Here is an 18,027-nt window from a genome sequence, read left to right on the forward strand (position 1 = left end):
GAGCGGCTGCCCGTTCGCGTCGAGCAGCTGGCCCCGCTTGCCCGTGGAGGGGGTACGGTCCAGCCGGAGGCCGGGCGCCAGCGCCGGGTTGACCGAGTCGGGACGGGCCTGCACCTTCCAGGCCTTGCCGCGGCGCACCAGATGCAGCACGCCATCGTAGGTGTACGGCTCACCGAAGCCCGTGAGGACGAGGGTCGCCGAGTAACCGACCGTCGCCGTCGCGTCCTGGCGATGCAACGGGCCGGCTGCGAAGCGGGCTCCCGCGACGTTCAGCCTGGTGCGGACGTCGACCATCGTTGCCACGAGCTGGTCCACGGTGATGGTGGCTGGCACGCTGGCAGCGGTCACGCCGGCCCGGCCCTGATCCTGCGCGGCGGTGGTCACGGCCGTGTCCCCACCCGGGTCGCCGAGCGAACCGAGGTTCTGCCAGCTGGCGAGGTATGCCTGGGCGGCGCCGGCCGCCGCGTGGTCCGCGGCGCGCGCGTCGGCGCGGGTCTTCACGACGTACCCGACACCGGCCACGGCCAGTAACAGGATGACGACCACAAGCGCGATGAGCATACGGCCACGCCCGCGTCGCCACGAGGCCGAGGCAGTGAGCCCACTGGAGGTGAGAGGCACCGTGGCGGGCACTCCTCCCAGAGATGGTGGCCGGGTACGCCACGATTCTTGGCTTTTGACGGACTTTTCCGGGCGCAGTCGCGAGTCTACGGACAGCCCCGTGCTCCCGGCCGCGCGACACACCGAAAGCTGTCGTAAAAACGTAACGGCGTGGTCATGCGTCGTTCGACCGATGGATGGAAAACCCCGCGATGACAACGAGTCCCACCCATCGGCAACACCAGCAGTCACCAACGGAGTCGATGACCACGAACTCGCCCTGACCCTCGGCGAGAAGATAGAGCGAGCGCACGAGGGTCAGCCGTCTTCCCGGGTGGGCAGGCCGCCGAGGATGTTCTTCTGCCACAGTTCGCCCAGCGAGTAGTCGTCCAGCCAGGCCGCGAGATCGGCTGGGTTGGGGCGGTGGAAGGTGGAGATGCCGTCCGTTCGGTCGACGATGATGAGGTCGACATGGTCGACATGGTCGACATGGTCGACGAGGGGGACGGACTGGGTGGCCACGACGATCTGGCTGGTCTGGCTGGCGGAGCGCAGCATGCCAGCGAGCTGGACCAAGGCGAACGGGTGTAGGCCAAGTTCCGGCTCATCTAGAATGATCAATGGTTGTGGGTCGGGACACAGCAGCAGCGTGGCCAGGCAGATGAAGCGCAGGGTGCCGTCGGACAGCGACTCAGGGCCGAGGACCCCGTCCATCCCGGCCTGCCGCCAGCGCAGCCGGACACCGGCATGTTCCCCCACCAGCACAAAGTCCCGGAAGAAGGGCGCAACCTGCCCGACGGCCCGCACAATCCGCCGGTAGGCTGCGGTGTCCTCGGTTGCCAGGCGTAGCAGATAGGCCGCGAGGTTCCCCGCGTCGGGGGCGAGGGTGAGGTTGTCCGCCGGGTTGGCGAACCGTTTCACCGGTGCGGTTCGGCTGGTGTCGTGAAAGTGGTGCACTCGGCAGCCGTCCAGGATCTCTGTCACCTGGCCCGCTGTCGCCCGTTCAGCCCGGCTGCCAGTCCTCCGGTGCAGCAGTGTCTCCCTGTGCCCATGGCCCAGCACTGCGGTCTCTGCCAGCCCGGAGATTTCCTCCGTTTCAAAGACCAGCTCATCGCGTGCGCTGGGGACCAGACGTGCCAGGTAGGCGTGTGGCGGCGCCTCTATCCGGACTGTGATCCCGGGCGTTCCGCCTCGCGGACCGCCGTGCAGCAGTGCCCCGGCGCCGCCGCGCAGCCCGACGAACAGCTGCAGGTCCTCGTCGAGGATCCGCCCCAGCAGCTCCAGCGCGGAGACGAAGTTGCTCTTACCCGCCCCGTTCGGGCCGATCAGGACGTTCAGCCCACCCAGCCGGACCCGTGCCGAGCGGATTGAGGTGTACCCCTCAACCGTCACCGCCGCAAGGCGACCTGCCGTCACGCGATCACTCTACGACGGGCAGTGGCGCGGGGAACCCTCCACCTACCCATCGGGCGGACGGTGGTCCACGACGAAGCCGCCACCGGGCAGCTGGCCGGCACGACCGTCCTGATCCCCTGAGATCAGGCGGTGCGGCGCTGGCCGGTGACTTTGGAGGTTGGCAGGCGGCCCGCCTTGGACTTGCCCGTCATGGTGTCGCCGTTGACGACCATGTCGAAGGTGAGGTTCAGGCGCAGGGGCTTGGTGATGGACTGGGACCAGGTGAGGCGGTCCCCGGCGAAGAGCACGTCACTGAGGGCGGCTTCCTCACCGGATCCATGAGCGGTGCCGTTCAGGACACCGTCTTCGGCGTACAGGTCCGGCAGTCCCCACCGACAGCACCGCGGCGTTGCCGACCCGCGCGCCTGCACCCGTACCAGCCCCCGCCGCCCCGGTCGCCTTCCACCACGACCCGGCCACCCTGCAACGGGTCATCGACCGTCTCCGCGGACTCGACGACTGGCACCGCCCGTCCCCCGGATACGGCGTGACCGACCGGCACCACACCACCACCCGTCACCGCGACGTCCGGCCGGGGCCGTGCGCCGATGACGATCGTCCGCTCTGCCGTGCCCGAGCACCTGCGCCCTGTGGTGCTGCTGGCCAGGATGCGCGACCTGGCACCGGCCGACCAGATGGCGCAGGTGCTCGGCCGGTTCGTCCCCCCGATCGATCCGGCCTCCCGCCGCTGGGCCGCGCTCTGCGACGCCCTGGAGCACTACGACCGCACCGACCGGGCCGGAACCGGCGATCTCACGACCGCCCGTCACCAGGTCGACGCGGCAGCCTCGGCCGTTCTCGGTCTCGCCGGTCCCTGCCCACACAGCGCACCCCCGGCCAGCACGAAGGAGCACCCATGACGCTCGCCAGCCTCCACCACCCCGCAACCAGGGATACCGGACAGACCGACCCCCGTCCGCCCACCACCGCGCCGGAACCGGCAGAACCGGTCGCGGCGTTCGTCGCCCGGCAGGCGCCACGCCTGTTCGCACTCGTCGACGACAGCGCGGATTACCGGATCCTCGTGTGGGGGCTCGCCCATCACGACCATGTCAACCTCGTGAGCCCCGACGGCAACCTGTGCGGCACCTTCGCAAGCGTCGACCGTGCCCACGCAACGTACGCGCTTGTAGCCACCTCCATCGAGATCGTCTGGTGCGCCCCCGGCCGCCACGAGTGACAGCTGGGAGTACACATGGTCACGCCCGCCGACCCCAGCCGCCGGATACCCCTCCAGGCCAGGCCACGTGTTCACCTCGGGACGGTCGTGGTCCGGCCGCTGGGCACCGACGCCCGGCAGGCTCTCGCATGGTCGCTACGTCCCGTTCGAGTGGAATTATCCGAAGTCCCGTCGGCCCGCCCACCGGAGCCGTACCGCTTCGCGGGAAGATCCCCGCGTGTGCGGGGACGACGACTCGAACGGCTCGATAAACGTCTCGTAATCGGGAAGATCCCCGCGCGTGCGGGGACGACAGGTCGTGCATGTCGCGGCGCGCGAACTGGATCGGAAGATCCCCGCGCGTGCGGGGACGACTGGCTCCTGCTCCGCCCGTGGCGCCTGCTGCGGGGAAGATCCCCGCGCGTGCGGGGACGACGCCTCATACCTCCAAGAGCAGCTCTTCGGGGCGGGAAGATCCCCGCGCGTGCGGGGACGACGGTGGATGGGGCGTCGGTGACGGGCGGGACGGGGGAAGATCCCCGCGCGTGCGGGGACGACCTCGAGGACACGTGGCGGCGCGCGGTGGCGCGGGGAAGATCCCCGCGCGTGCGGGGACGACGCCCAGCGGGTCGGCCAGGCGGAACACCACGCAAGGAAGATCCCCGCGCGTGCGGGGACGACTCGTGCGACGGGGATGGCCACCGGCTGACCATGGGAAGATCCCCGCGCGTGCGGGGACGACTACCTCGTTGGGCCGGCGACGGTGCGCGTGGAGGGAAGATCCCCGCGCGTGCGGGGACGACACGGGGAGACGGACTGGCCAGACCCGTTGGAGAGGAAGATCCCCGCGCGTGCGGGGACGACAGGGACTGGAATCCCGGTTTGATACCGACGTCCGGAAGATCCCCGCGCGTGCGGGGACGACCCGGTGCGGCTCTCCTGCCCCCGCGCGTCCGGGGGAAGATCCCCGCGCGTCCGGGGACGACTCGGCCGCGAGGGTGACCGGGTCGACGTAGGTCGGAAGATCCCCGCGCGTGCGGAGACGACGCGGCGGTGGCCAGCCACTGCAGGAACGTGGACGGAAGATCCCCGCGCGTGCGGGGACGACTCGACGAGCGGACGTCCGAGGTTTGGAACAGCCGGAAGATCCCCGCGCGTGCGGGGACGACGTCATCGCACCAGCGGCCACCGTGTAATCCGTCGGAAGATCCCCGCGCGTGCGGGGACGACAGATCGACGCGGCTGTCCTCGAGCTGGGACAGCGGAAGATCCCCGCGCGTGCGGGGACGACTCGGCAATCCCCGCTCGTTCCGGCTGGTAGCTGGGAAGATCCCCGCGCGTGCGGGGACGACGTGCAGCGTCACCGCATCGGACACGCGCTTGGCGGAAGATCCCCGCGCGTGCGGGGACGACACAGCCCGAATGGCCAGAATGAGAGACTCGGAAGGAAGATCCCCGCGCGTGCGGGGACGACCCAGGTCGACGTGCACAGGTCGATCATCGTGGAGGAAGATCCCCGCGCGTGCGGGGACGACAGGTGAGCGTGAGCGGGGAGACTGTCAGGGAACGGAAGATCCCCGCGCGTGCGGGGACGACACGACGCGGTCGCCCAGGCCGCCGGCCGCCGAGGGAAGATCCCCGCGCGTGCGGGGACGACGCGACGACCGTCGCAACGCTGGTCCGGGCCGGGGGAAGATCCCCGCGTGTGCGGGGACGACGACCATGTTCGGTGTGGCGGCATGCTCAAAAAAGGAAGATCCCCGCGCGTGCGGGGACGACCCGAATGTCGGGTGCGCGAACGGCTGGCTGCCAGGAAGATCCCCGCGCGTGCGGGGACGACCACAGCCGGTGCCGGGTACCTTGCGGACAAAGGGGAAGATCCCCGCGCGTGCGGGGACGACTGCCGCGCGCGGATCAGCTCGGCCCAGGCTCCAGGAAGATCCCCGCGCGTGCGGGGACGACCCGAGCTCGGCCGCGATGTCGGCAAACCGGTGGGGAAGATCCCCGCGCGTGCGGGGACGACGAGGTGCCCAGCGGAATCGCATTGGCGTTGGAGGGAAGATCCCCGCGCGTGCGGGGACGACCATCGCCGGAGCCGTGGTCTCGGCCCCGGTCTGGGAAGATCCCCGCGCGTGCGGGGACGACATCACCCTCACGGCGTAGGGAATGGTACGAAGGGGAAGATCCCCGCGCGTGCGGGGACGACTGCCGCGCGCGGATCAGCTCGGCCCAGGCTCCAGGAAGATCCCCGCGCGTGCGGGGACGACACACGGGCCGAGCGTCAGCCAATCCCGGTCCCAGGAAGATCCCCGCGCGTGCGGGGACGACGTCGCGCCCTCTGGGACAGTGAGGGTGCCGAGGGGAAGATCCCCGCGCGTGCGGGGACGACTCAGCCACGGTCGGTCTCCTGGCTGCGTGCGTAGGAAGATCCCCGCGCGTGCGGGGACGACGTTGAGCGCGATCCCATCAGCGCCGCAGGCCGGGGAAGATCCCCGCGCGTGCGGGGACGACTCTCTCCTGTGCTGCCCGCAGTCAACCAGAATCGGAAGATCCCCGCGCGTGCGGGGACGACATCTGCGATCAGGGTACCGCTAACGGGATCTCGGGAAGATCCCCGCGCGTGCGGGGACGACCCGCACGCCAGCTGAGCCCCATCGGCCGACCATGGAAGATCCCCGCGCGTGCGGGGACGACATTCAACCTGCCACCAACCGTCTCGGGCAGGGGGGAAGATCCCCGCGCGTGCGGGGACGACCGGTCCGCGCGCATCGCGCGCCCGGCTGGTCTGGGAAGATCCCCGCGCGTGCGGGGACGACATCAAGACGGCCCTGGGCCTGGATGACGCGGCCGGAAGATCCCCGCGCGTGCGGGGACGACTGGCCCGCCCAGCAGGACACCCGCCTGGAGGTCGGAAGATCCCCGCGCGTGCGGGGACGACCGCGGGACGCTGGGGCGCCGCGACCATCCTCTGGGAAGATCCCCGCGCGTGCGGGGACGACCTGACGACCGGGGTGAGGGAGCGAGCGCAGACCGGAAGATCCCCGCGCGTGCGGGGACGACGGCTGGTGCCGGGCGCGGAGCTTTCATAGGCGCGGAAGATCCCCGCGCGTGCGGGGACGACGGCCACCGGATCGTCTGGTAGCGGGGCGGTTTAGGAAGATCCCCGCGCGTGCGGGGACGACGACGCAGGTCGACCGCCGGCCTGGCCTCCTGGGGGAAGATCCCCGCGCGTGCGGGGACGACCCACGATCACCACCGTCCGGCTCGCCGACCGACGGAAGATCCCCGCGCGTGCGGGGACGACGACGGTCCAGTGCGGCTGAAGGACCGCCGCGAGGGAAGATCCCCGCGCGTGCGGGGACGACGTACCCGGTTAGCAACCTTCGGCGGCGCAACTCGGAAGATCCCCGCGCGTGCGGGGACGACCATCACCACTAGCACCGGGGTGGGGTCGGTGAGGGAAGATCCCCGCGCGTGCGGGGACGACTGGACCGACCTACGGCCGCGCCGCGTCACCCGCGGAAGATCCCCGCGCGTGCGGGGACGACACGTCAGCGTCCGTATGACTCACCATGAGGTGGGGAAGATCCCCGCGCGTGCGGGGACGACGGGGCGGGGATGGTGCCTCCCTGGCTCAGATGAGGAAGATCCCCGCGCGTGCGGGGACGACGGCATCGGCGCGCTCCTGGCCCCGGTCGGCGCGGGAAGATCCCCGCGCGTGCGGGGACGACTCCGGTGATCCGGGCGAAGCCGGCCGCGATCCGGGAAGATCCCCGCGCGTGCGGGGACGACTGGCAACGGATGTGTCCAGGGTGTAGGTATTGCGGAAGATCCCCGCGCGTGCGGGGACGACGGTTGGACTACCGAAAGAAATCTTCCAACCCCAGGAAGATCCCCGCGCGTGCGGGGACGACGCCTGGAGCCGAGCCGCCAGCTGGGGCGCGGCACGATGGGAAGATCCCCGCGCGTGCGGGGACGACCGTCAGGGTGGCTACACCGGCACCGAGTCGACAGGAAGATCCCCGCGCGTGCGGGGACGACGCGAGCTCGCCCCTGCGGGCCATCCGGGCAAGCGGAAGATCCCCGCGCGTGCGGGGACGACATGCTGATGGCGCTCTCGATGCCACCAACAGCCGGAAGATCCCCGCGCGTGCGGGGACGACCATACGCCCGTACCGCACCCCTGGCGGTACCACGGAAGATCCCCGCGCGTGCGGGGACGACTGTCCTGTCCGGGCTGCGAACGGAATGGTCCGCGGAAGATCCCCGCGCGTGCGGGGACGACTGGGCCTGGTCCACCCTGAGCCGGGCCGGGGGTGGAAGATCCCCGCGCGTGCGGGGACGACTCAACACTATCTTCGCTCAACGTCGGTCCGCATGGAAGATCCCCGCGCGTGCGGGGACGACGTCCCGTCGCATCCCGGCATGGTGAGCACGATCGGAAGATCCCCGCGCGTGCGGGGACGACAGGTCGCCAGCAGGGCAATGATCTGATCGTCGGGGAAGATCCCCGCGCGTGCGGGGACGACTCGTCTCGGGCGCATTGATCGCCGGCGCCTGGAGGAAGATCCCCGCGCGTGCGGGGACGACGCCGACAGGCCCTGGGCGGACAGGCTGTTGCGCGGAAGATCCCCGCGCGTGCGGGGACGACTCCAGCAGCTCGGTTATGTCACCAAGCCCGAAGGGAAGATCCCCGCGCGTGCGGGGACGACGCCGACAGGCCCTGGGCGGACAGGCTGTTGCGCGGAAGATCCCCGCGCGTGCGGGGACGACCGAGCCCGGCTCGCCGTCGGACGGCCCGTCGTGGGAAGATCCCCGCGCGTGCGGGGACGACGGCCGGTCCACGTCGGCTGGGCGTGCGCCACGTGGAAGATCCCCGCGCGTGCGGGGACGACGATGCCGATGATCTTTTCGCGGCGTGAGAGATCGGAAGATCCCCGCGCGTGCGGGGACGACTCGGCGCGGCGCAGCAGCGACGGCATCCAGTCGGGAAGATCCCCGCGCGTGCGGGGACGACTCCGACGTCTGATCCATATGGCCGGTGGCCTCGGGAAGATCCCCGCGCGTGCGGGGACGACAACGCCGCCGCATGCCGGGCTTTCACACGGGGGGGAAGATCCCCGCGCGTGCGGGGACGACCGTCGAGCGTGCCCACAAGGCCCACCTACCGGCTGGAAGATCCCCGCGCGTGCGGGGACGACTGGTTCGGGATCTGTATGACAGTGGTTTCCGGCGGAAGATCCCCGCGCGTGCGGGGACGACCTCAGCGAGCTGGAAACCGGTCGTATATATCTAGGAAGATCCCCGCGCGTGCGGGGACGACGCTTCGTCGTCTGCTGCTGTCAGAGCCATACTCGGAAGATCCCCGCGCGTGCGGGGACGACACTTGCTGACCTGCGGCTTTAGCGGCGTGGACGGGCAAACAGTATCAGTCCGTCGTAGTCGACGGGGTAGCCTCGATCGCGGCCAGCGGTGCGGACGGTCCAGCCTTGTTCGTTGTTGGCTGGTTCGATCATGACTGCCTGGCCGTCGTTGACGCGAGCGGTCAGGACGGTCCAAAGTCGGTCGCGGACCCGGGCGCTGGGGTTGCCGACGAACACACCGGCCGTTATCTCGATCATCCATCGGGTGAGGTGCCCGCGCAGGCCGTCGGCCACTGCTATGAGGACGATGACGGTCACAGCGGTGGCCGGTGGTCGTCGATGTCCGGGCCTGTGATGCCGAGAAAGCTGACGTCATCCCAGCTGTCGACCATGTCGATGGCCCAGTTGACCCCGCCGGGGACGCGGTCGTTGACCTCATCCCACAGGTGAAGTTCATCTTGGTCATCGATATCCGTTCCTTCGCCGAGAAGCAGATCTTTGATATCGCGGACAATGCGGGCCATGAGCTTGCCATCGGCGACGCGGTCGCGGAAGGCGGTCCGGATGTCGCGTTCCTCGGTTCGGCCGGCGGCGGCGAGGTCGAAGGCGAGCGGAATTGTGTATTCCGCCTTGTAGAGGTCAGCTATGTCGAGGACGAAGGAGGTGGCTCCGCCGGTGTGGACGAATCCGAGTGCTGGGCTGGCTCCTATTCCTACGACAGCGGCGTGGCATATTCCGTAGAGGCAGGTGTGACCTGCCGACAGGAGCCGGTTGATGTCGTCGCCGGCGGCGTAGGGTTCACCTGGTTTGTACGCGCGTCCGGACCATTCAATGCCGGTGCGTTCTGAGTGCTGTCGGTAGATTTTCTTGACGCGGGCGCCCTCCCGGCCACGGAGCTGTTGCATCGTGGCTTGGGATACGTCGTCGTCGGGGAAGCGTTTGCCGTACATGCGTCGCGCGACACCGAGACGTTCCTTGGTACGGGTTACCAGGTATGCCTGACGGAGGAGCAGCCCGGCGCCTCGGCTGGGTCCGAGACCGGCGGCGTACATGCGGACCGCGCGATCGCCGACCCAGCATACGGCGGTGCCGGAGTCGGCGAGCAGCCGGACGGCACCGCTGGTGATTCGGGTTCCTGGGCCGATCAGCAAGCTCGCGACAAACGCGGCTGGAACCCTGACGGTACGTTCGCGGGTCACGAGCACGACGGCGTTGTCGTCCCGATCGATATGGCATTTCTCGACATACAGGGTGGAGACGCGGTCTTCGATGCGATGGAGGTCCTGTGGGTTGGCCAGCCACCACATGTCATCCGCCGGTTTCGGCTGGCGGCCGGTAGGCGGCGAGGGTGAGGAGGCCGCATCCATAGGCTTTGGCGGAGCCGACGCCGTGCGTCAACGTATGACGGGCAAGAGCCGGATCAGTCACTCGCAGCGCTCCGTCAAAGGTTGCGGTGCTCAGCACGACACGATGGCCCCGGGTGCTGGATGCACCCGCACCCGCACCCGCACCCGGCTCGCCTTCGCCTCGCTTGTAGAAGGTGAGGCGGTCACGGGCGGTCAGGCGGAGCGCGGGGTCACCGTCCGGGGTGTCGAGCACGTGAAAGCCCCACCGTTCGACTCGGCTGGTCAGCCAGGCGATCTGGTGGGTTGCGGTCCGGTGCGGAACGCGGACGCCGCGCGGACGCGGCTGGGATAGGCGCTCTTTTTGGCTGACCGACGGGTTCATCGGCGTACGGGTGGAACTGACCGGGTTCGCGCGGAGCCGGAAGCGGAACTCCCGGCCCGTCTCGAGGCGGTCGAGCAGCGGCTGGTAGTCGCGGATGAGAGCCTGCGGCTCGTCGGCATGGGCCCAGCCGGCCTGTTCGATGAGGTGTTCCCACGATGGGGTTGACTCGGTGAGAACCAAGAGCTCCGCTCGATACTCACGGCGCGGCCGATCGCGGGCCTCACCGCGCGACGGGTCGCTTTCCAGACGCCAGAGAACGCGTTCGCTGATCGGCTGGCGGCTGATGCCGCCAAGTATGGCGGCGTGCAATTTCTCCGGGTTGCTGAGCAGCTTCTGGCTCTGTCGCCGCAGCGGGTTAAGCCATATTCGGGACAAATAGGTCACGGCTGGTCACCATCCGAGAATCGCGAAGGGGTCATGGCTGTCGGCCGCGTCGACAGCATCCGGGTTGTCAACGTGGGGCGAGGGAACGCGCACCCAGGTCTGACGGACCCGGCGGCTGGTGAAGGACCGGTCTCGGGGGTCGAAGCTCGTTGGCAGGTCCATCCGGATGTCGTCACCGGCGGGATCGTCGAGGGTGACGGGCAGGTCGAGGTGACGCGGCGGGGACTTCAGCCGTTCGAGCTGACGCCGCTGGCTGTGTCCGCCGTACCAGGGCACCTGGCCGAGGACGTCGAGCAGCTCACCGGCCCAGGCGGTCGAGCCTGGCTGACCGACGGGTGTGATCAGCACCGGTTGGGTCGGGGGGCAGGCTCGGCGGCCAAGCGCGAGGGGAAAGGCGGGATTGCGGATGGCATCGGCGAGGGCGACGAGGACGTCGTCGGGCGCGACGATCGCGACGATGAAGACGGCGTCCTGGAGGTAGAAGCGTTCGGTGACATGGGTGAGTTTCGCGGGCGATGTCGGCTTCTGCTTCCCCTTGGCTGTGACGGCGGCCGACGGCAACGGGCGGCCACGGTAGTCGCTGACGGTGTGGTAGTCGCGGAGCAGAGTCCCGGCCTGGTCGGTGCGAACCCCGAAGGTCAATGCGAGCAGGTCTTCGATCGGGTCGGCCCGTCGGCGGCCCTGCGCGGCCGCGAGCAGGCCGACAAGACCGCTCTTCGTCGGCTCGGGAGAGGTTTCACGGCGGTTGAACATGCTCGGGCCGCCCCATGACTGGATCGGCCCGGCCAGCCGGAGGACCAGACAGGACGATGTGCTCATCGCGCCGCGCCGGTGAGGCGCTCCCGCGCGGCCACGGTCACCATCTCGACGACGTCCTTGAACGGCGTCGATGGGCCGAGCGTGCTGGCTAGATCGTCTGCGCCAGCGGTTGACGTGCTCGTGCTGTAGGTGGAGGCGACGAGCGCGGGCCGGCGTCCCCACAGCGAGGCGGCCTCGGCCAGCTCGTTCGCCAGCCGGTCGACGGAGGTCGCCAGGATGCTTCGGCTGCCGGCCCGTACGGGATTCTCGAACGCGGAGACGAGGTTGACCGGCTGGTCGCCGCGCAGGGCGACGGTGACGAGGTTGGGGACAGTGCGGTGCGCGAAGGAATTCCTGTGTCCGGTCGGCATGGAGGTGGTGAACGCGGTGAGGAAGACACGCAGGGCCTCGACGGCTGCCTCCACGTCGCCGCCGAGGTTGTCGGCGAGTTGGTGCAGGCCGACGGTCGCATACCGGTAGAGCGTCGCGGACTGGAACTCCACCGTGCCGATCATTCCGGCGCCGGTCTCCTCCTTGAGGTTCTCGTCATCGACCGCCGTGTAGTAGTCGAACTCGACCTCGGCGGCGTGGGTGGACAAGGCGTGAGCGACCTGGGTCGCGGCGTCGACGTTCAGATCAGGCAGCTCAGCGACCATGCGTCCGAACAGGGCCACGTCGATCGGATGGCCGGTGCCGAGCACCTTTTTGATGGAGACGTGGCCGAGGGAGGCAGCGAGGGCCGTTTCGTCGAGCTCCGCGAGCTGAGGAAGGTCGGCTTCGATCAGGTCGATGAGCCGCTCGAGCTGCGGGCGGCCGAAGAACAGCAGATAGGCGGTCTCGGTCTCTTTCTTCCCGTCCTTGATGCCAAGGTCAGCGAGGAGAGCCTTGGTGATCCGGGCGCACGCCTCCGGGTCAGTGAGGCCGCGCGCGGCGATCCGCTCGCGGAGCAGGGCTGAGATCTTTTTTGTCCGGGTACCGAGCCGGGCTGGATCCACCTGATCACTGAACGCGGTGCGGGTCGCCCGCTTCCACGCCTGGGACGATACCCGCGCGCGCCTGACCCCACCGTAAATGGCTTGTTTCGGTGTGCCCGCGTCATCCCGGTTGAGGTTCGACGGGGGCACGGTCTGGAGAATATGAATGTCAACATAGAGAGGCATCGGTATGCTCTTCATCCTGATGGTATCGGGCGATGGTATTGGGATCGGTACGGGCGCAACGGCCGCGGGGAAATGCGCGCCGCGGGTGTCAGTCGTTGGGGGTGGCGGAACCGCCGGGCTTGGTGCCGTCGGATTTGGCGCGGGCAGATTTGGCGCGGTCGGGCTTGGTGCCGTCAGGACCGCCGCGGTCACGGCCGAGGAAGTACTGTCGTCCCCAGTCGCGACGGACCCGGCCGATTCGCTCCGGACGCTGCCAATCGATGAGGTCGTCGAGCAGGGCGGTGTAGTCGAGCGGCTGGGAGATTTGCCGGAGCTGACGGACCAGGCCCCGGAGATGGTAGGCGCACTCGTCCAGTGATGTGGCGGTGGCGGCGGCGTTGAAGCGCCGGTCGACAGCGTCGACGCTGAATTTCTCGCTGGCCCGCAGCATCTGAACAGCTTCACCGACCCCGATGCCCGCGTCGTGCACCGACTTGGGCTGCGACTGCTGATGAATGGCATACAGGGTGAGGGCGGCGTGCTCGGCACGTAAGCGCGCGCTGATCCCACCGTCTGCCGTGAGGAGGGTGTAATGCTGCCACATCGAGGGGACGCTGCCCGGCTCGCGGCCGACACCGCGCCGCAGGGCGGCCAGGGCCGCGCCGTCCGGGCTTGTCCCCGACGCCGTCCGTTCCCAGAAGTATCGGACCTGGCTTCGTTGCTCCGGAACGGACGTGTCAGCGGACGGTGTGGCTTCGGTGGTCATGGGTTCCCCGTCGTAGGTCTGGATGCCGTGGAGGTGTCTTCCGGCCGGCCGAGGGCATCGTTGAGCGCGCGCCGGAACGACGCTTCGGCGGTCGCGAGCCGAGGCCCGAAGGGGGTGTCCGGGTCGCGGCCGAGGAATGTTCCCGGGCCCGCCCCCGCCAGGGCGGGTTCGGCGATGGCAAAGGCCAGTCGGCGGGCAATGGCCCGCCAGGCATCCTCGGCCTGTTCGGTGAGGTCGGGCCGCCGTTGGAGCCCGGCCAGGAGCCGATGGACGTAGGGGGTGAAGCTGTGGACGAGGGTGTCACCGAGCCGTTGGCCCTTGTCCCAGGGAATCTTCTCGCCGTGTTCGGCGGCTCGAAGGTCGTCCCCGAGCCGGTTGGCCGCGACTCGCAGCTTCTCAGCCTGCCCGACGACGGCCAGGATGGTGTCCCGGACCGCCGAGTCTCCTCCGGCGAGCGCGGCGACCGGTAGCGGGACACCATCGACCATGACGTCCTCGATGACCGCCGACTGGTTGCCGTAGCTCACCCCCACGGTAAGTACCTGAAGGGGGATGTCGTCGGCGAGGTAGTCGTCCGTGCGGAGCCGGCCGAGCTGGGTGAGCAGCGACGGCGCGGTCATCCGCTCGCCGCTGGTCGGGATCGTGGCCAGCAGCGCCTCCAGGCCGCGCCAGGCGGACCGTCCCGGCTGGTGGCGGGCCGGTCGTACCGGCGGGTCTTCTTTCTTGGGCTTGTCGACCCGCCGCCAGGCGGTGTGGGGCTCGAGGTCGTGCGGGAGCGGCACGAGCCGGTCGCCGGCGGTCAGGACGACCCGGCTCACGGTGGGTACCGTGTCGCCGTGGTCGAGCACGAGCCGGACTCGGCGGGACTGCCAGGTGAGCAGGTCCAGCAGGCCCTGTGCGGACCGGGAGGCCCAGCGTCCGGTGGGGGGCTCCCGCCGCCACCAGGGAGCATCCCGCTGGCGCAGCCCCGCCGGCAGTATGGGCGTGTTGAGCAGCAGGGTCTGGAAGAGGGTCAGCCCGATCGGGATGACGACGCCGAGCTGGCCGACCGGACCAGTCGGGTTGCCGGTGGTTTTCCCGGCCTTGACCTTGTCGTCGTCGGCCGCGCCCGACTTGATGGCGGCGGTGTCCCAGCACTGGACGGCCAGTAGCGCTCGGACCGCCCGCGCTGGGCTGAGCGCTGGCGGGTCATCCTCGGTCCGGGCTGAGAACAATGGGACGTTGTTGCCCGCGGCGAGCCGAGGGATGAGCAGTGAGATCGGTTTTGTCTCGTCCTTTCCCGTGCGCAGCCCGGCGACCTGCCCGAACGGCTGGGTGGGATGGAACACGTCGAACCGGGCGGCATGATCGCTGAGGTAACGGCCAATCGGGTCGCCGGCTGTGCGGCCTCCCGTCTCCCAGCGCGCCGCCCACTCGTCGTCGTCACGCGGCGCGCCCAGCGCGTCCAGCATGACGGGCAGCAGGACCTGACGGAGGACAGCGACGGCCTCCAGCGGGTCGTCGACCGCCAGGCCGTCGATCACGGCGGCGTCGGCGAAGGCGGTGGCCAGACTGACGTCGGTGCGGTGGCCGTCACGGATCACTGGAATCCACGGCTCGTGGACGAGGTCGAAGCTGGTCATCGCTCCCCCTGGCGTTGATACCGCAGACCGTGGTCGTTGTCATACGTCAGCAGATATTTACCAAAGGCCACCGACAGTTTGTCGTCGAGCACAAGCGCACGGGCGTGACGCAGCCACGGATCGTCTCGGGACCAGCCGGGGAGCGGGCCGAGCTCCGCCCGAGCGGCCGCGGTGATCGCTTCGATCGGCGGCAGCCGGATGGTCGCGCCGACAACTTCCTCGAGCAGAGCGTCGTCGCCGTTGACCGCCTCGCCGTTGGGCCCCAGCGGCCGGCCGGCCAGCGTCCGCAAGCCCCCGTCTGGCGCCCGCCGGACCAGGACCACCTCGACCGACTCGGGACCGTCGCGAACCACCGCGGCGATCCTCTCGTCGTCCTCCCGGGGCGCGGCCGACCGATCGTGCAGGCCATCCAGGGTCTTTGCGCCGAGCGCATCCACCCCGGCGAGAAGATAGTTCGCAGCCTTCGCGGCGCGTTCAGCTTCCTTGTCCAGCCAGTCCTGGCGGTACCGCTCAGCCGCCGCGGTCCAGGACGGCGGGCCGAGCGGATGCTCGCCGTACCCGTCGGCGACGAGTGCCGGGACCTGGGCGGGTATCGACCAGCCGGGACCGGCCGCGGCGTCGAGGACGAGCGCCGCCGCGCGGACGAGCGGATGGTCACCGTAGACCGCCCGGCTTCCGGCCGGCCAGGACGGCAAGCCGGCGGCGTCCAGGCGCAGCCCGCTGACGATCAGGCGAGGCTGGCGCAGCCGGTGCGGCCGGTCGACGTCCGGCCGGACATGACGATGTAAACGTCCAACACGCTGGATCAGCAGGTCGATGGGCGCAAGATCGCTGACGAGCAGATCGGCATCAACGTCAAACGACTGCTCGGCGACCTGCGTCGCCACGACCACCAGCCGACGCGGTCGCTCGGCGGCCCCGGATCGGCCCGGTGGGCCGAGCTGGTCGACGATCCGTTCCGCCCGCTCGGCTCGGGCGGTCGCGACGAACCGGGCGTGCAGCAGAACGACGTCGGCGCCGAAGACGGGACGGAGCAGATCGAAGACGTCCTGCGCCCGGCGCACGGTGTTGCAGACCACCAACGCCCGTCCACCGTCAGCTACCTCGGCGGTGACCGCGTCCGCGATGCTTGTGGGAGCGAATTCCACCGTCTCGGCCAGGATCTCCACACGGACATCCGATGGTCTGTCCCGCCAGGATGCGCCCGACGTGACGCGGGCGTCGAGCCCGCCGTCGTTGCCTACGGCGACGGCGGTCAGACACGGATATCCGTTCGCCGCGGGTATGGAGCCCAGTTCGGGGTCCGGGTTTTGGGTCACGCCCTGCACATATGCCTCGATGAGGCGCAGGCGAAGGGCGGGCGGCAGGGTCGCCGAGAGGAGAATGACGGGCACACCGGCGTCTGCCAGCCAGCGCAGTGCTTCGAAGAGGAACTGCGCCATGTAGACGTCATAGGCGTGCACCTCGTCGAGAATCACCACCCGACCCGCCAGGCCAGCGTGGCGCAGCATGACATGCTTGGTCCGCGTCGCCGCGTAGAGAAGCTGGTCGACGGTCCCGACCGTCACCGGCGTAAGCAGGCCACGTTTCCCGCCCAGGAACCAGTCGGGCGCAGCCTCGCCCGATGCGGCGGGCTCGGCCGCGGGACTGGAGCCGTTACCCGCCGACGCCCCGTCACAATCGTCAGGCAGACCGTACTCGTCGAGGCCCTCGTCGATACCGGTGAACCGAGCCTCACGACGGAGTGCGGCCCACTCTTTGTTGAAACGCGCCCGGCCGTGGAGAAGACCGATGGGCACCTCCGGATCGACCTTCATGAGCCACTCCAGGACCCGGGTGAACATGGGATCGCTGGTCGCCTGCGTGGGCATACCGACGAACACACCGTCCGCGCCGAACCGCCGGGCCATCACCTCGGCCGTGACCAGCGCAGCCTCGGTCTTCCCTTCGCCCATCGGCGCTTCGATGATCATCAGGCCTGGCGCCGGCATTTCCGTCGCGAGCGCGACAGCGGCCGCCTGCGCCGGCCGGGCGCTGCGCCCGAACCGGAGACGAACCAGATCCTTCTCGGCCTGCGGGGCGGGGTGGCTGGAGCGCCAGCCGCCCCGCAGGCCCAGGCTGGTCCACGCCGTTTCCGCGCGCCGCCGCGATTCCTTCAATGAAATTTTTTCCAGGCTGGGCTGGCCCTCGAAGTGCGTCTCATCGCTCGCTATCCAGTCCGCCATGATGATCAGACCGGATAAGGCGAGCTGCCCAGCCCGTCGCGGGCGGCTCACATTCACGAACGAGGTTAAATCGGTGCCGAGTTCGCGGGCGACCATGGCCACGAAGGCACGTTGCGCTTCCCGCCAGGGGCCTTCACCATGCGCGGACGGCGTCGGAGGCTGAAGGGTGGCGGTCGCCGGGACGATGCCGTGATGGCCCGCGATCAGTGGCCATACCCAGTTCCGCGTTTCCCGCGGCCAGCCAGCCTCCGCGGCGTACGTCCGCATGATCACAGCGCCGGCTCGGGCGTGATGCCACTGCCGGCTCTGATTGCGGGTCAGTCGTCGCCAGTCAAGCCCCGCAACGCGGACCCGCTCCGCCAAGGCGTCGTCTTTCATCTGGAACGCCGGTGTCGCCTTACCGACGTCGTGCAGCCCACACAGCAGGGAGAAGAACAGCCGCCCTCGGCCGCCGCTATGGGCATCCAGCCGGTCTTTCACCGCCGAGGACAGGAACCGGTCCCACACCAGCTCGCCGACCGCCGCGGTATCGAGCAGGTGCCCAAGTAGGAGGTGAGCTGAGTTCTGCGCCTTGGATTTTCCCCACACGACGCCCAAGCCCGCATGCATCAGACTCCGTCCTATCGGTCAGAGGGCAGCATCCAGGACGCAACCCCGCGCGTGCGGGGACGACACCGATACGGCGCGCATCCAGGGATGACCCCAGCGGCTGAAGGCGATCCTGGCGACGCCCCCAATACTCATTGAGCCTGAGCTTTGCGGCCTACTGACCGCGCAGGCCGGCGATG

General features: G+C 69.5%; 12 protein-coding genes, 1 pseudogene and 1 CRISPR repeat array. Of the genes and pseudogenes, 2 read left to right on the forward strand and 11 right to left on the reverse strand.

The features are described 5' to 3' along the window. The 3 genes and pseudogenes from MJ777_RS03610 to MJ777_RS03620 form a co-directional block, all read right to left on the reverse strand. Window positions 1-621 (reverse strand): annotated as a pseudogene (locus MJ777_RS03610) (penicillin-binding protein); the annotation flags it as partial. A gap of 297 nt (window positions 622-918) precedes the next feature. Then, complete coding sequence (locus tag MJ777_RS03615; protein ID WP_239373117.1) at window positions 919-2,016, reverse strand: AAA family ATPase; 1,098 nt, start codon at window positions 2,014-2,016, stop codon at window positions 919-921. Between the two features lie 122 nt (window positions 2,017-2,138). Then, window positions 2,139-2,426: a hypothetical protein gene (locus MJ777_RS03620; protein ID WP_239373119.1), complete on the reverse strand. Its 288-nt coding sequence runs from the start codon at window positions 2,424-2,426 to the stop codon at window positions 2,139-2,141. Window positions 2,427-2,603: 177 nt separating this feature from the next. Between MJ777_RS03620 and MJ777_RS03625 the strand changes: the two genes are divergently transcribed. Continuing rightward, entirely contained in the window at window positions 2,604-2,915 is a 312-nt protein-coding gene (locus tag MJ777_RS03625) for a hypothetical protein (protein ID WP_239344689.1), read from the forward strand. Further along, complete coding sequence (locus tag MJ777_RS03630; RefSeq protein WP_239344687.1) at window positions 2,912-3,235, forward strand: hypothetical protein; 324 nt, start codon at window positions 2,912-2,914, stop codon at window positions 3,233-3,235. Before MJ777_RS03625 ends, MJ777_RS03630 begins: the two co-directional genes overlap by 4 nt. A 204-nt stretch (window positions 3,236-3,439) precedes the next feature. Further along, a CRISPR array of direct repeats spans window positions 3,440-8,598; the repeat unit is 28 nt; unit sequence GGAAGATCCCCGCGCGTGCGGGGACGAC. An 18-nt stretch (window positions 8,599-8,616) separates the two neighbouring features. Here MJ777_RS03630 and cas2e read toward each other — a convergent pair. The 8 genes from cas2e to cas3 form a co-directional block, all read right to left on the reverse strand. Further along, window positions 8,617-8,895 carry a type I-E CRISPR-associated endoribonuclease Cas2e gene (gene cas2e / locus MJ777_RS03635; RefSeq protein ID WP_239310847.1) on the reverse strand — a complete coding sequence of 93 codons (279 nt, stop codon included), beginning with the start codon at window positions 8,893-8,895 and terminating at the stop codon, window positions 8,617-8,619. Continuing rightward, a complete protein-coding gene (gene cas1e / locus MJ777_RS03640; protein WP_239373134.1) occupies window positions 8,892-9,884 on the reverse strand; it encodes a type I-E CRISPR-associated endonuclease Cas1e in 993 nt (330 codons plus the stop codon). The genes cas2e and cas1e overlap by 4 nt, the downstream gene beginning before the upstream one ends. Before the next feature lies 1 nt (window position 9,885). After that, window positions 9,886-10,689: a type I-E CRISPR-associated protein Cas6/Cse3/CasE gene (cas6e, locus tag MJ777_RS03645; RefSeq protein WP_239373136.1), complete on the reverse strand. Its 804-nt coding sequence runs from the start codon at window positions 10,687-10,689 to the stop codon at window positions 9,886-9,888. Window positions 10,690-10,695: 6 nt separating this feature from the next. Next, on the reverse strand, window positions 10,696-11,508 hold the full coding sequence (gene cas5e, locus MJ777_RS03650; RefSeq protein ID WP_239373138.1) for a type I-E CRISPR-associated protein Cas5/CasD: 813 nt from the start codon (window positions 11,506-11,508) through the stop codon (window positions 10,696-10,698). Next, entirely contained in the window at window positions 11,505-12,647 is a 1,143-nt protein-coding gene (cas7e, locus tag MJ777_RS03655; RefSeq protein ID WP_239373140.1) for a type I-E CRISPR-associated protein Cas7/Cse4/CasC, read from the reverse strand. The genes cas5e and cas7e overlap by 4 nt, the downstream gene beginning before the upstream one ends. Before the next feature lie 88 nt (window positions 12,648-12,735). Further along, window positions 12,736-13,392, reverse strand: coding sequence for a type I-E CRISPR-associated protein Cse2/CasB (gene casB, locus MJ777_RS03660; RefSeq protein ID WP_239373142.1), 657 nt, complete (start codon window positions 13,390-13,392; stop codon window positions 12,736-12,738). Continuing rightward, window positions 13,389-15,014: a type I-E CRISPR-associated protein Cse1/CasA gene (casA, locus tag MJ777_RS03665; RefSeq protein ID WP_239373144.1), complete on the reverse strand. Its 1,626-nt coding sequence runs from the start codon at window positions 15,012-15,014 to the stop codon at window positions 13,389-13,391. Before casA ends, casB begins: the two co-directional genes overlap by 4 nt. Further along, the gene (gene cas3, locus MJ777_RS03670) at window positions 15,011-17,848 is read right to left on the reverse strand and encodes a CRISPR-associated helicase Cas3' (RefSeq protein WP_239373146.1); all 2,838 of its coding nucleotides are present in this window, start codon (window positions 17,846-17,848) and stop codon (window positions 15,011-15,013) included. The genes casA and cas3 overlap by 4 nt, the downstream gene beginning before the upstream one ends. Between the last annotated feature and the right edge of the window lie 179 nt (window positions 17,849-18,027).

The organism is Protofrankia sp. Cj5 (genome assembly GCF_917627405.1).
Taxonomy (GTDB): domain Bacteria; phylum Actinomycetota; class Actinomycetes; order Frankiales; family Frankiaceae; genus Protofrankia.